13 protein-coding genes and 1 pseudogene are annotated in these 14,894 nt (G+C 42.0%); 4 read left to right on the top strand and 10 right to left on the bottom strand.

The window, feature by feature from the left end; all coding sequences use genetic code 11:
• The first annotated feature begins 82 nt into the window (after positions 1–82).
• The 4 genes from BCU75_RS01235 to BCU75_RS01220 all read left to right on the top strand — a co-directional run bounded on the left by BCU75_RS01235 (position 83) and on the right by BCU75_RS01220 (position 4,096).
• Positions 83–760, top strand: a complete 678-nt coding sequence (locus BCU75_RS01235) for a response regulator transcription factor (RefSeq protein ID WP_076678954.1) — start codon at positions 83–85, stop codon at positions 758–760.
• Entirely contained in the window at positions 757–2,055 is a 1,299-nt protein-coding gene (locus BCU75_RS01230; protein ID WP_102472719.1) for a sensor histidine kinase, read from the top strand. The genes BCU75_RS01235 and BCU75_RS01230 overlap by 4 nt, the downstream gene beginning before the upstream one ends.
• A 127-nt stretch (positions 2,056–2,182) precedes the next feature.
• Positions 2,183–3,118, top strand: coding sequence for a pyridoxal-phosphate dependent enzyme (locus tag BCU75_RS01225; RefSeq protein WP_102472718.1), 936 nt, complete (start codon positions 2,183–2,185; stop codon positions 3,116–3,118).
• Positions 3,119–3,358: 240 nt separating this feature from the next.
• Positions 3,359–4,096 carry a dienelactone hydrolase family protein gene (locus BCU75_RS01220; RefSeq protein WP_102464339.1) on the top strand — a complete coding sequence of 246 codons (738 nt, stop codon included), beginning with the start codon at positions 3,359–3,361 and terminating at the stop codon, positions 4,094–4,096.
• 86 nt (positions 4,097–4,182) lie between these two features.
• Here the strand turns inward: BCU75_RS01220 and BCU75_RS01215 are convergent, their stop codons facing one another.
• The 10 genes and pseudogenes from BCU75_RS01215 to BCU75_RS01175 form a co-directional block, all read right to left on the bottom strand.
• Complete coding sequence (locus BCU75_RS01215) at positions 4,183–5,436, bottom strand: D-amino acid dehydrogenase (RefSeq protein WP_102472717.1); 1,254 nt, start codon at positions 5,434–5,436, stop codon at positions 4,183–4,185.
• 225 nt (positions 5,437–5,661) lie between these two features.
• Positions 5,662–6,588 carry a LysR family transcriptional regulator gene (locus BCU75_RS01210; protein WP_102472716.1) on the bottom strand — a complete coding sequence of 309 codons (927 nt, stop codon included), beginning with the start codon at positions 6,586–6,588 and terminating at the stop codon, positions 5,662–5,664.
• A 244-nt stretch (positions 6,589–6,832) separates the two neighbouring features.
• Positions 6,833–7,810, bottom strand: a complete 978-nt coding sequence (locus BCU75_RS01205; protein WP_102472715.1) for a DHH family phosphoesterase — start codon at positions 7,808–7,810, stop codon at positions 6,833–6,835.
• 58 nt (positions 7,811–7,868) lie between these two features.
• On the bottom strand, positions 7,869–8,663 hold the full coding sequence (locus BCU75_RS01200) for an ETEC_3214 domain-containing protein (RefSeq protein WP_102472714.1): 795 nt from the start codon (positions 8,661–8,663) through the stop codon (positions 7,869–7,871).
• A gap of 2 nt (positions 8,664–8,665) precedes the next feature.
• Positions 8,666–8,836 (bottom strand): hypothetical protein, encoded by a 171-nt coding sequence (locus BCU75_RS24310; RefSeq protein WP_198592510.1) that lies wholly within the window; start codon positions 8,834–8,836, stop codon positions 8,666–8,668.
• 90 nt (positions 8,837–8,926) lie between these two features.
• Positions 8,927–10,450: a transglycosylase SLT domain-containing protein gene (locus BCU75_RS01195; RefSeq protein ID WP_102472713.1), complete on the bottom strand. Its 1,524-nt coding sequence runs from the start codon at positions 10,448–10,450 to the stop codon at positions 8,927–8,929.
• An 80-nt stretch (positions 10,451–10,530) separates the two neighbouring features.
• A complete protein-coding gene (locus BCU75_RS01190; protein ID WP_102472712.1) occupies positions 10,531–11,142 on the bottom strand; it encodes an LPP20 family lipoprotein in 612 nt (203 codons plus the stop codon).
• A gap of 3 nt (positions 11,143–11,145) precedes the next feature.
• A complete protein-coding gene (locus BCU75_RS01185) occupies positions 11,146–12,150 on the bottom strand; it encodes a hypothetical protein (protein WP_241904407.1) in 1,005 nt (334 codons plus the stop codon).
• A 49-nt stretch (positions 12,151–12,199) separates the two neighbouring features.
• Complete coding sequence (locus BCU75_RS01180) at positions 12,200–13,183, bottom strand: LPP20 family lipoprotein (RefSeq protein WP_102472711.1); 984 nt, start codon at positions 13,181–13,183, stop codon at positions 12,200–12,202.
• Between the two features lie 700 nt (positions 13,184–13,883).
• Positions 13,884–14,890 (bottom strand): annotated as a pseudogene (locus tag BCU75_RS01175) (sodium/glutamate symporter).
• Between the last annotated feature and the right edge of the window lie 4 nt (positions 14,891–14,894).

Below are 14,894 nucleotides of genomic sequence, written 5' to 3'. Positions count from 1 at the left end.
CACAAGTGAAAGTTATGTTATTGACATATTTTTCACACTCACTCAGGATAATGTTACCGTCTATTTCTGTATGAGAATCAAAATGAAACGAGTTCTATTAGTCGAAGATAACCGCGAAATCGCTGGTGTCTTATTTGATTATTTTGAATGTATTGGTATGGAACTCGACTACGCGGACAACGGCGAGCTTGGCTTGCAACTCGCAATGGAGAATGCATTTGATATCATCATATTGGATCTGATGCTGCCACGAATGGACGGCCTAACGGTTTGTAATAAACTGCGGGACCAAGGCAACGCAACGCCTATTCTAATGCTCACTGCACTAGATAGCCGAGATGATATGTTGAAAGGGTTTGAGCATGGTGCCGATGATTATCTCACCAAGCCTTTTGATTTGGATATTTTGGAAGCCAGAATGAATGCGCTTATTCGTCGTTACCGCGGGAAAGTGGCCTCTTCAAAACTTCAGTTTGATGAACTCACCATCGACCAAAAAACTCGTAAAGCCTACCGTAAAGATAAACTGCTCGCGCTTAACCCTACCACTTACACCATACTTGAAATGCTGTGCCAAAGCGCACCTGATGTGGTAACACGTGAAGCTATCTCATATAAATTATGGGAAGAAAACGAGCCTAACAATGATGTGCTACGCAGTCACATCTATCAATTACGTAATCAGCTCGATAAACCTTTTGATACCCAGATGTTGATTACGGTCCCTAAAGTGGGATTCCGTCTGGAGCCATCGAATTGATTTCAAATGTTCTGACAAGCACCAAAACCCTCACCGGTCGCCTAGCGGTTTTCTTTGGATTAATGGCCGTGATTGTGTCTGCATTCGTCTATGTCGTTTTTGTTGCCGGGTTGTATATGTCAGAAGACCGGGTTGGTGAAAGACGCATCCTGATTGACCGCAACTATGCTATCGAACTCTTTCAAGCAGGAGAGAGCGGCGCAATACGTATTGACGGTCTCACCATGGCATACAATGACCTCTCATTTGTGCCAAAAGAGTACGCGCCTTATATAGAGGGTAAGGATAACTTTCTTGGTGAAGCCGGCGACGAACCGGAATCACGAATGATCTATGTGGGAGAGTACTCTCATGAAGGTAAAACTTACCCGATCATCCTAATGTCTGAGATAGATCGCGTCGAATTTGATACCTATGAGTTGGTATACGCCATCTCGTTTGTGTTGGTACTGCTATCCATTTTGATATTTAGCTTTGGTACCTTACTCTCTCGTCTTTCTAAACGACTTATTGAGCCTTTCAATTCCCTATCTGAGCAACTCAATTCGAATAAACTCGATCTAGGGGAAGAGTTTGGTGTCAGTGAAGGTGCTGCTGTTGAGTTTCGTCAACTGACCGATCAACTCAATCAATATCGTCGAGAAATAAATTCCCTGCTTAAGCGTGAACAAGCCTTTGCTCGTTACTCGAGCCATGAATTGAGAACCCCGCTGACTGTTGCTCGAGGGGCAAACAAATTACTACTTCGCAGTGAGACGACCGAGTTTCAATCTCGTCAAGTTGAGCGCATTGATGAAGCCATAGTTCAAATGTCAGAAATGGTCGATGCCCTGCTCGGTTTAGTCCGTTATGAAAGAAACAGTGACGATGCGCCGCTGCGTTTGTTTAGTCAGCAAGAATTAGAAGCTATCGTTTCCAAAAATTCATTACAAGCGGATGAGAAGCAAGTCGAGATATCACTACACATTCAATCAGAGCCGATTATTCAAGCCACCAGCGCGATCATGAACATGTTGGTCGGCAACTTGTTGAGAAATGCGATTGCAGCAACCAATAGCGGCACTGTAACCATCACCCTCTCCCAAGACAATCTTGTGATTGAAGACCAAGGTGAAGGCTTGCAAGAACAATACAATCCAAATGGTCATGGGTTAGGCTTGTTGATTGTCGATGACTTGTGTCAGCGCTTCCATTGGGACTTTGAATTGTTCAATCGTAGCTGTGGTGGTTGCACCGCGAAAATTGCCTTTCAAACCGATTCATCCTTGTCCATATCAGAGCAAATAAACTCGTAGTACTAAGCTCAATATCCAACGAAAACTTGATTTAGTTGGTTTACAGCGCTGGCTAGCTACTAGATACTCGTTGGCCCTATTTGATTTAAAAATGCAGGCTCTTTAGTCAGCATTTTGTCTAAGTGCGATGAAACTAAATAATAGCCCTGTAACTCAGCATCAATACAACAACCACACCTTTTTCTTAAAGCGTGACGACCAGCTTCACTCCCACTTTTGCGGCAACAAAGCCCGTAAATTCATGAAGCTGTTGGAAGACGAGCACCCAGAAACCACTACCTTGATCAGCTATGGTTCTGCGCAGGCGAACTCTCTGTTTTCACTCTCCGCACTCGCAAAGATTAAAGGCTGGACGCTTGAGTTTTATGTAGACCATATTCCTCAATGGCTACAAGAACGTCCTATCGGTAACTACCGTGGCGCTGTCGACTTAGGGGCTAAAGTGATTTCAGTTAAAGAAACTGGAGCAGAGCTGCACCCAAAAGCATACATTGAGCAAGTTAGAAAACCCGACTCTCATTGCATTGTGTTGCCGGAAGGCGGACGCTCCCAACTTTCGGAGTATGGCGTGAAACAACTGGCGATGGAGATACTCAGCTGGACTCGCTTCGAAAACAAGTACGATTTTGTGGTTGCACTACCAGCAGGCACAGGCAGTACTGCTCTGTACCTTCATAAGCATTTAAAGATCCACGACATCCCTGTAATAACTTGTGCGTGTGTTGGTGGGAGTGAGTATTTAACACAGCAATTCAATGAACTTGGCGAAACCGATCATCCACAGATCTTACCGCTCAAAACCAAACACCATTTTGGTAAGCTGTATCAACAGGATTATCAAACTTGGTTAGATCTACAAGAACAAACCGACATTGAATTCGACCTGCTATATGACCCATTAATGTGGCAGTGCCTAAAACAGTGGCAACAAGACAACCCAACCAAAACCATCATCTATATCCATCAAGGCGGCATCTTAGGTAATGAATCGATGTTGCCACGCTATCAGCGAAAATACCCAGAGATGAGTATCAGCAATACCAAAACCAACGCATCTTGGTAGATGTTTTCCTTTATTCCCCAGTTTTAGCTATTCAAATACTGGTAAGCTGAGAACATCACAAAACAGCCATCGCATTTCATCGTGATGGCTGTCTAGTGCACTTCAACTTTATTTTTACCTTCACCTATATTTTTTACCTTCACCCTTACACTTCAAAATTAGAAACAGAAATCTGGCGAGAATCATCGCGTTATCTATACTTTCGAGTGAAACGTCAATTGTCATCGAAAGGAATCACTCATGCGAAAACTCACTACGCTCGGCCTGTTTTCAGTTTTACTGCCCTTCTCCGCGATTTCAGGAGAAAACGTCACGTACCAAGTCGATGGTATGGATTACGAAGGTTATTGGAGTGAAGCCAGCGACCAAGCGCCTTTGGTGCTATTAGTACATGATTGGGATGGATTAACCGATTACGAAAAGAAACGTTCTGAGATGCTCAATGAACTCGGTTACAACGTATTCGCCATCGACTTGTTTGGTAAAGATATTCGTCCAACCGAAGTGAAAGATAAAAAGCAACACACTGGCGAATTGTATAAAGACCGAGAAAAGATGCGTACGTTACTCAATGCTGGAGCAATGGAAGCAAAAAGACTAGGCGGTAACTTAGATAACAACGTGATGATGGGATACTGTTTTGGCGGAGCAGCTGTGTTGGAAGCCGCGCGTGCGGGCATACCTTCGAAAGCTTATGTCACCTTCCATGGTGGTTTATCAACACCGAAAGGCCAAGATTACTCTCAGACAAAAGCTCCTGTTGTCGTGTTCCATGGCACAGCAGATTCGATGATTACAATGGAAGACTTTGGAAACCTAGCAGCCCAACTCGAATCGACCAAAGTTCCGCATGAAATGATCACCTACAGTGGTGCGCCGCATGCCTTTACTGTATTCGGCTCAAACAACTATCAACAAGAAGCTGACCAAAAATCATGGGATCGCTTTACTCATGTATTAGAAACCACCACCCGATAGACGCTCAATACTGAGCCGTACACCATTAACCCCATTCTAAACTCAAGAATAGGGTTAATGGGATATCTACCGTTATCTTCCCTCAATTACAGATAACGGTAGATACTCAAGTCATCAGTTTTAATATCACTAGCTGAGCCACTAACCACGCTTGCCAAGATCTTTCCTGAGCCACATGCCATTGTCCAACCTAGGGTCCCGTGCCCCGTATTAGTAAACAGATTCTTTATTGGTGTTTTGCCGATAATAGGCGTGCCATCAGGGGTCATTGGCCTTAACCCAGTCCAATACTCTGCCTTAGAAAAATCACCCGCTTGAGGAAAGAGGTCTTTGACCACCATATCAATCGTGGCTTTACGTTTTTCAGGAATGAGATAATCAAAACCTGCGAGTTCTGCCGTTCCTGCAATACGAATACGGTCATCAAAACGAGTCATCGCTACCTTGTAGGTTTCATCCATCACGGTAGAGGTTGGTGATTTGTCTGCATTCACGATAGGCAATGTGAGTGAGTAACCTTTTACTGGATACACTGGAATAGACAAGTCGACTTGTTTCAACAAATCTCGGGAATAACTGCCCGAAGCGACCACATAAGCATCGGCTTTGAACTCACCCTGGGTGGTAGTAATACTCTCAATGGTTTGATTCTGCTGATTCAGCCTCACCACTTCGGTGTCGAACACGAACTGAACTCCAAGCTTTTGGGCTTTTTCGGTCAAGGCTAAACAGAACTGATGGCAATCACCGGTTTCATCGTGTGGTAAATACAGGCCACCCACCAGCTTATCTTTCACGTCCGCTAAACCTGGTTCAATGGATAAGCACTGCTCAACATCAAGCAACGAATGCTCAATTCCGCTATCTTTAAGCAGCTTCATATCCTGCTGAATGAAATCCAATTGTTTCTCGCTTCGAAACACTTGCAGTGTCCCTTTCTGACGACCTTCATAAGCCAGTTCTTCTCTGGTTCTCAGGTGAGTCAGACAATCACGACTGTAATTTGCTACTCTCAACATGCGAGATTTATTCTGTGCGTATTTGGCTTCATTGCAGTTAGTGAGCATCTTAGTCGCCCAAGAGACCAATTCAGGAGAAAGTGACGGTTTCACTTTTAGTGGCGCATGCTCTTGGGTTAACCATTTCATGGCTTTCAATGGAATACCAGGAGCCGCCCATGGTGAAGAATAGCCGTAAGAAATCTGCCCGGCATTAGCAAAACTGGTTTCCTTACCACTGCTATCTTGACGATCAATAACTGTGACTGAATGACCTTCTTTCGCCAGGTACCAAGCACTAGTCAACCCAATAACACCGCTACCAATTACAATTACTTCCATTATCTTCCCCTAATGCCCAACAAAGCCAAAACCTGTCGAACACAGCTATCTGTTTAAAACTCGTTTCGTTAATGATTTGTAACTTATTCTGCACATGTTGACTTAACAATAGGGATGGCGTTGACAAAAGATCAATTACACTTAAAAACGAATTCGGCGGTTTGGAACTGTGATGTTGGAGGTATTTGGAAGCCTGGGAGGGGTTATTCCATAAATTTACTATTCCTAAATATTGTAGGCGTCATGACTCAAGAAAGTGGCGTTTTCAAGTAAGAAATCTAACAAGGTTTCAGCCTGTAGCGTGAGTGCGCGGCCTTTCAAAGATTGAACCTTAACGGTTGCCTTAGATAACATCTCCAAATCGGTCGCAACCACTTCAATCTGGCCAGCCTTGATCTCATCAATCACGGTGAGTTTGGGCATAAAGGTTACGCCCAACCCCGCAGAAACAAAGTTCGTCAGTGCGGTTACCGAATTGGTTTGAAGCTTTGGCTGCAAGGTAAGGTGGGAAATTTGCTCGGCCTGCTTTACCAGCCTACCCATACCTGTCGAGTTATCGATCAAGGCGAGAGAAGCGTCTTGAATATCTTGCATTACCACAGGCGCCTCTTTCATCGTAAGGAAATGTCCCTTCGGAGCAATCAATTCGAGCGGATGGCTGCGTTCAACGTGGGAGTGTAGTTTGGGGTGCGGTGCGGAAGCATAGGTAATTGCAAAATCTATCTGTTGATCTTCAAGCATTTTGATCGCGTCTAACGCTCCAGCTATCTCAATCGATAGATTGATATCTGGATAACGAGCCATGAAAGTTTGCATCGGCTTGGAAACCAAGTTGGTAATAAACCCTTCACCGATGGCAATACTGACATTGCCTCCTTTGAGGTTTTTAAGCTTGGTTAATCGAGCAAGCACTGCAGCCTCTCCACGAACAATTGAACGGTAGTAATTCAACAGTTCATTACCCGCTTCGGTTAACAGTGATTGGCGGTTGTTGCGCTCCCACACTTTCATTTCCGCTTGCGCTTCTAGCTGTGTCAGCATTCTGCTCATCGCCGCTGGGTCAACGTTCATCATCTTAGATGCCTTACGCAATGACCCATATTTTGATAACGCGTTTAAATAATCAAGAGCACGGATATTAAAGTGGTGCATTCAACTTCCTTGTGATTCAACTGATACTGGTTCAAGCGTCTCACAAATTTACTTCGAACACGTATCCCAATTTATCGAGATCGAGTCTACATTAGCTAACTTGTGCACCGAGTCACTCCCAAACCAAAGGCTCAGGAAGATTCATGTTATTTGGTTTGCTGTAAATAAGACAAAGGCGACAACTTTCGTTATCGCCTTTGAGTTGATGCTTCTTATAGAGCAACAATCATTTTCATTGATGAACTTAGGCATCAAGTAAAAGGTTCGGTCGAATCAAGTCATAAACACAAGCAAGTTCACTGCTGAATTCAAACTGTTTGTTGATAATGCCGCCAGCCATATGAGGGTGCCCGCCGCCAAAACCAATCCCTTTTTCATTAAGAGCCCTTCTAACTATCTTCGCGACATTGTTTTTTGAACACTCTGAACGAAGAGAGATAAAGGTTTTCTCTCTATTTCTAGCCGTGAGGACGACAATATCGAGCTCATCAACGCTCAGCAGGAAATCTCCTAATACGCCAAGCATATTTTTAGGGCCCCCCTCAGGAAGCACAGCAAATGCTGCATTTTTTTCACGACGTAAGCTATCGAGCATTGAATAGAAAAGTTTTAATTCGTGAAACTCTACTTGATTACGACAAATTTTGTTAACCATATCATTGTTGGCCTTCACCTGAAGATACAACAGTGCTTTTAGGTCTGCAGTTCCTACTCCTCGGGTAAAGTTTGCGGTATCAAAGCTCAAACCAACCAGCAGTGCTGTTGCAATATTCTGTGGCATCGACAAAGAAAAATAGCGGTAATATTCAACCAGAATGGTTGCAGTTGATCCATAGTTTGAGCGTATATCGGAATACCATACAAAATCAGGCGCTTTCACTTGATGGTGGTCTATGACTCCCACCTCTATCCCAGGAAAATCGATAACATTTTTCTCACCAATACAACCATCAACAACAATAATCTTATCATCCGGTTGCAATTTTAAATCTTTTGGCTCGTAGATTGGAATATCTATCCAATCTATTAAATTTCTGAGTGACACTCTATCTATATAACCATGAAACGTAATAAACGGGCGCAACCCTTTCTTTTTTAATAAATATGCAAGAGCGTATGCGGAAGAGATCGCATCATGGTCAGGGAAGTCATGAGCTTGAATAATGATTCTCTTATCACCCTTAAGCCGCTCTAGAAAGCTTTCGAACTTTAAATTTGCCATAATCCAACTGCTAATAAGGTTCTAGCTTCGTAAAAAGCTAGAACTGATGTGTTAATGGTTAACTCTTATGAATTAAACGATATTCTGTGTTAGACAAAATAGCTTCTTCTAAAGCATCAACACCTAGCGTACTGTAACCATAGAAATTAGGTTTAGCATTCAAACGTAAAGACTGTACGCTCTCTACTACATTTTCATCCATAGTTAACGATTCAACAACTTCGGCAAGCAGTTTTCGATTACCCTCTGTCATTGATGAAATGAATTCACTCGCACCACTGATTGAAGAATATAAATAGCCGAATTCACCGCCGTTATTTTCTTCAATATAATAGTTACCCGTTCTCGCGAACGACGCTCGTATGTCATTGACACTTTCGATAGCATTAAAAGGCTGATTGAAAAAATCACTACCACCAGCATGCTCTAATGTTTCAGGCACAAAACCTTCATCTGGGAACACAAGATAAGCGACAATGGCGTTATCCCTAGTAATAGATGAAAGAATGAAGTTGTCGTCTTGATAATACTTGATCACATCGTTCGTTGTTGCGCGCTTAATATATACAGGTGCACCAAATGTTTGATCTAACGTTTCAGCAGATGAACGAATATAAATCTTATCCAGCTTTCTATGTGATGGAATATCCGTCATTTGAGAAAGACCAAAATCAAACATCTTTTCTAATGCATCGAAGCTATCATTAAAACCGCCCAAAGCAATTGAAATAACTGAGACCAAACCAATGGTGCGCGCTATCCCTCCCTTCTTTTGCTCTTCTAACAGTGACTCTTGCGTATCCTGAAGTTCTTGTATATCTTTTTGAATACTTGTGCTTTGTTCTTGAGACATTATTAACCTTTAATCTCGTCGATTTTACCCATTAAAGCGTCTGTGCCGTCTTCGGCTTTTTCTTGCACTCGCTCAAACGCATCGGTATCCATGATGCTTTCAATTTCATCGCTGTAATTAAGACCAAGGTAAATACCAACACCGATAAACGCTAACGCGAAAATTTTTAACATAGTTACTCTCTACTCTTCCACTAATAGAAAAGTACATGCCAACAACATGTACTTATTTTTGCTCTAGTTATCTCATTTATGACTTAATTATCACTTATACAATGCAATACGACTGTTTACTTTCTTTAAGTAGTTCTTGGTTTCGTCGTATGGCAGGTTAGCAACCAGTTGGTCATAGACTTCTTGTGGCGTCAGTTCATTAATCACCTTAGAAGCTTTACCAATACTGGTAGAGCGGTCTTTATTAAATGCTCTCGCCACGTTGCCCGCGCCCGTGTTATACGCCGCAATCACACAGTACAAACGACTTTCGTCATTCTTGACCTTACGTAGGTATTTGCTGTTCAAGATATCTAGATAAGCCGTTCCGGTTTCTACGTTAATCACAGGTTGATACAAATCAGCCACTTTCATCGGCGCATCAATATTGCGAACTTGCTTGTTCACATCATGCCCTGCACTGGTTGGTACCACTTGCATCAAGCCAAATGCTGGAACGTGCGATTTCGCATCAGGACGGAAAGCCGATTCCGAGTGCATGATCGCCATGATCAATGCCGCATCAATTTCCCAGTTTTTACTCTCTTTCTCAGCTAAAGCACTGTACTTGCTTGCGCGCGCTTTTAAGCTGTTTTCAGGAAGTTTAACTTTGTAGGTCACCACCTTTTTCGGTTTCACTGGTATAGCAGCCACTTCCACTGCAGGCACAGGTTTTACGGCTGCCTCAAGTTTCACAGCGTTAGTTTCAGGTACTTTTTCAGCTGCGTTCTCTATGGTCTTTTCAACCACTTTCGAAGGCTGCTTTGGTTCTGCAACTGGCTCTAATTTAGCGACTTCCTTAGGAGATTCTACCTTTTCAACCGGTTCAACGACTTCTACCTTAGGCTCTGGTCGTGTCACTTCAATTCCGTATTTAGCACGCATTTCGTCGTACAGCTCAGTCTGTGCTGCAATACGCTGTTGCGCTTTGCTCAGGAGTGCCAGTTTTTTGTTGTGAGCACGCTGATAAATGAATGAATCTGGAATGCCTGTATTTGATTGAATAAGACGCTCAGCTTGAACATCAAGCTCATTCATTTGACTTTGTGTCTGTTCGATTACAAAGTCCTTTTCTTGTTGCTCTTTTTTCAACGAATATAGAACAGCATGGTCTTCAGCTTTCAATTCGGCCAGTTCAACACTTTGGCCTTCCACTTCAACAGGAATATCTTTTACAAGCGCTTTTATCTTTTCAGGTGTGCTGTCTTCATCAACCAACACAGATACCGTCGCAGTATTACTTTCATAGTCGACGGCAGTCTTCACTTGATCATCTTGTGAATACTCGACCTGTTTGGTTTGAGATGAAACCTCACCTTCACCCCAATTCTTAATCAGATCGCTACGGCGCTGATCAAGTTTGTTGGTGTATTCGTCACGCCATGCTTCGTACTCATCTAAGTAAGCATTTACGTAAGCGTGGAACTCTTTGATTTTGTCTTCTTGAGACTGACTGACTTTAACAATCGCGTTGTCTAGTTGCTGCTTTTGGTCTTCTGATACAGCCAGAGCTTGAGTACTGACTGCGGCTGAGATGACTACAGCCAATACTGTCTTATTGATCATTTTGTGCATAGTTCACTCCAAGAGCGTAGAGAAACAAAAGGCCACTCAATTGGCGGCCTTTTTCACTTTTACTCACTGCAATTAAGCGGTTACTTTTTCAATGCTTCGAACGCTGCTGCAAGGTCTGCAGCCGCTTTTTCGTTGTTGAATTGATCCCACAGTGCAGAATCTTCACCAGCAACTTCGTCGATAACTTTATTCATGTTTGCATCGTATGCTGCTTGGTCCATACCGACTAGAACATACAGACCACCCGTTGGGCTTGCTTGGCTCACGATGACACGACTGTTGGTTAGTGTTTTGTTGACAACCGACTTAGTGATGTTTTCGAATGTCTCTTTAACATCTTCAGTGACAACAGTTACCCCCCCAGCAGCTGAAGTTGACGTTACGCCCTCTGTCGCCGCTTGGAACAAGTTGCTTACGTCAGTTTCAAACTCAGAAGCAAGGTTCACACGAGCATCGTTGACCGCAATTTTTCGCATCACACTCATACCCGCAGCGCTTTTCTTGGCATAGCCCTTGGCAGCTGTAGCTATATCTGTAGGAATCACATCACAAATCCAACCCGGAGCCGATACGGTTGGTGCATCAGGGAAAGTACATGGCGCAAAGTTTTGCGCTTCCTTAACTGTCACATTGTTGCTCTGACAACCAACTAAAATCGTCACTAGTGATGTTGCAATAAGTAGTTTTTTCATAAATTAGATGCTATTCCTAAGGTTTTTTTCGTGGCATTCTAAATCGGTAAAGTCGCATTGGATGCTTGATGCATCTACCTTACCCATAGTGCCCTTTTTCACTTTTAGTGAAAGTTCTTCATCGATCACGATCCAAGAATGTTTGTCAGTTACGGCATTAATCTCGTTGTTTACAACGTAGCCTTCGCCGATTGGGTAAATTTCGGTTTCGCCTTCCATCGATTTCATCGCGTTCGAAAATAATATGTCCGTTCCCGGTTTAATTTTTTGTTGTTTACCCATCGCAACACGTACTTGAGTACCAGCTGCACATTGGCGCATCTCTAAAACCGGTGCACTTGCCGCCAACATCTTGCTCAAATCAGTAGAATGATCTACTGCTTCTGCGGCTGCTTTAGCTGCCATTGAACCGTAGCCTGACTCACTTACCGGACAACGAGAATTACTAGTCTCTGAAGATGAATAAAAATCGCCTTCAAGTTTAATGCGCTTCATCACTTCCATACTTGGTAACGCGACGACTTTTGCAATCGCTTCTACATCGAAGTCGTAACTACATGACGCTGGAACTACCTTAGTTTCACCTTCATCATTCTCGTAAGTACGACGCTCGCTGAATGAAGTACTCAAATCAGCACGCGTAATTTCTGTGATAATTGCGTAGTCTGCGATTGGCACGCCTTTGCTGCTTAGTCGACCACTTTGCTCTGCTAGCTTGATTTCGCCTTTTACTTTGTTGGCAATTTTACGATCAACGAGATTTGCGCCGGTTTCATCAATTTGTGTTTCTAACGCATTTCGCATCGCTGACTGCATTTTTTTCGATGCCGAGTTTTTAAACTCAAGATCAACTGGAAGAACAACCACCTTGGTGTCGTCTGAAGACGGGAGCTGGATCTCAGCCGCTTCAATTTCTACACGTGTATCAGGTGTACATACTTCGCTCACTGACGCACAACCAGACAAAGTTGCAAGTACAGCACTAGCCATTAACGTTTTCTTTAACATATATTCTCTCCGAACATGTTTATTTTATTTTTCTCAGATCTGGGGTTTGCTATTTAATTAAGCCTAATGCTGTCCAAATCCCTTGTTCTTTTACTTGCTCATCGAAGTGACGAGCAGCACCTTCATCAGCATATTTATAGCTAGTGACCGAATTACCCGTCGATATAATTTCACTACGAGATACTGTTTTCGATTTCATATTTACGACTTCAACATTCGATACCAGTGTAGAAATAAATGCATCACCAACCTTGTTTCTACGGCGCTCAGATGCAACTTTTAGAATATGCGTTTGATTTTTGTTCTTAGATATCGATGTGGCAATATTAAAACCAGAAAGTTGGTTGCCTAGTAACTGGACGGCCTTGCGCGATTCTCGATCAGATGAAAGGCGAATATTGATCTCGCTACTTACTTTTTCATGTGTAATAACCAGTTTTTCAATAGAACTGACGTCGACTTGATAGCTCGGCTTTAAAGACGACAACATCGCAATGCGTACAGAAGCTTCATGCTGCATTTGATATGAATTATGGTTATCAAGCCACCAGAGCAGTTTGTCTTCATGCTGCAGTGCTGCGATTTCTCTTTGAGATTTTCGGTTAAAATCTTGGATCTCACGTATTAACTGCTGAGTGACCAAAGACTTCTTAATTTTAACTTCGACAAATGCACCGAGATCATTCTCTTCCATATGTGCGTATTCAATACCATTGAGGGTCAATGATTCGGTTTTTGTGTTTACTTTGTTGTCTACTAGGCTATTTGAAAACCCGGTACCATTCGTTTCGCGCGCGGTTTCACGCATATAGAAAGAAGATTCAACTTGAGTCCAAAGCTTCTCATTAATGTTGTTCACTGCAATTTTTTTTGCGTGAGACAAAGTTCTTGCCTGTGCCACCGCATAGATATACTCGTTAGCATCTGCTTGAGGTTTCGAATACCAAGTTGGCTTAGTTGACTGACAGCCAGTAGTTAAAGCAATTGCAAAAAATACAAAAAATGCAAGATATCTTTTTAAATTTGTAAACATATGGAATCAAGGTCTAATAAATTTGCCGGCATGTTATATCTTCATTTAATAACATTCAAATCACCACACCGGTAGAATGGTTAATTTTCGATCGAAAATTTATACTTTTAATTTTTCTCCTGTTCAATTAACACTCATCAAGAAACACAAATGACAAAAACAACAATATAACCAACTGTTAAAACTAATTTAATTTCTCAAGCAGAAAATAAAAAAAACCGTAAAATTTAATTAATTATATTTTTTATAAGTGTGATAAGAAACATAATAAATAGAAACATGGTTGAAAAACAAACTATTTCAATGTCCTAAAAAAAGAAACCAGAACAGAAATTTAACTGAAATATTTATACTAAAGACTTAATTTGTGATAATTATTTATACTGATGATCATCGGAATTTAAAATTAATTTACATACAGTAAAAATCACAGATATTATAAATATGGTTGTCAAAGACTTTTATCACAGGCAAGTCAACCTCGTTTAAATATTACGGGTAAAAAAATAGAAAGGAATAATTAAGCGGTGTAGTAGAATAGGTTCACCTCTTCATTTAAGATATCAATTGAGGCAAAACTCGATGAGAAGCAGATGGGGTAATGAAAGGTATGATCGTATTTGAAGGGTTTGTAACAAGGCAATAAGTAGCTTACTCTATTGAACAAGCTACTAGTCATCGACTCTTGCGAATCACTTGTTTAACTTACATCCCTACAAAAATAGCTAATCACCTGTGCATTAATCAAATCAACAAAGAAACCACACAGCAAAGGCACTACAATGAAAGCTTGTAGGCTTTCACCATAACGATGAGTTACTGCGGTCATGTTAACAATTGCTGTTGCTGTCAAACCAAGAGAAATAGCACCGAAGCCTGAACATATCACTACCGTGTCATAGTTGCACCCCATCAGGTAATAAACGACGAATAGCGTAAACAGAAGCGAAAGGAGGATTTAGATATCCATCACCACAGAGATATAACCAAACAGTCCATCGAGATCCCAGATCCGCAGCCCCATAAACGCCATAGTGACTCAATTCAGTGCGTGTTTCGCTTTCTTGAAATGCACCAACCGTCACATCTTCTTCATTCGACGGGCTAATTTTATGTTTATTAAACAAGTCGTTGGAAATTGAGCCACCAATAACACACGCCGCTATCAAACCAACCGTATTTGACACCACACCGATCTCGAACGCGTTAGCAATACCAAACTCTTCCACAAACATTGGTGCCCAAGCCAACGTTGTACCTACGCCACCTATTGAGCTCATAGAGCCCGACAACAAACCAGCTTTAGTGTCTATTCAAAGCCAGAAGCAACAGCCAATCCAATCACGTTTTGCAACACGACAAAGACGGCAGCAAGAAACAATAGAGAGAACAACGGTCGCACGCCTTTAATCAGTGTTTTAATGTCAGCTTGGAGCCAGATGCCAGAAAAAAAGTAGAGAGGCAGAGAGGTAAAAAGTCTCTGACATCTAGGCTAAAGGTGATTTGGATTTCAAAAATATAATGGTCTTAGCATAAATAAAGCCACCAATAACAGACTCTGGTAGTGAATACTTCAGATCATTCAATCAAACCTTTACCAATAAACAGTAACGAAATCGCCATAGTAAAATTGAACATTGGAGAAACTAGGGATGGATGCAAATGAAGTAGAATATGAGGGGCTCTGAAACGAGAAAACCCCAGCATTTCT

Origin of the sequence: Vibrio splendidus (genome assembly GCF_002873455.1) — a bacterium.
Classification (GTDB): Bacteria; Pseudomonadota; Gammaproteobacteria; order Enterobacterales; family Vibrionaceae; genus Vibrio; species Vibrio splendidus_J.
This window is presented reverse-complemented; position numbering and strand designations above follow the sequence as displayed.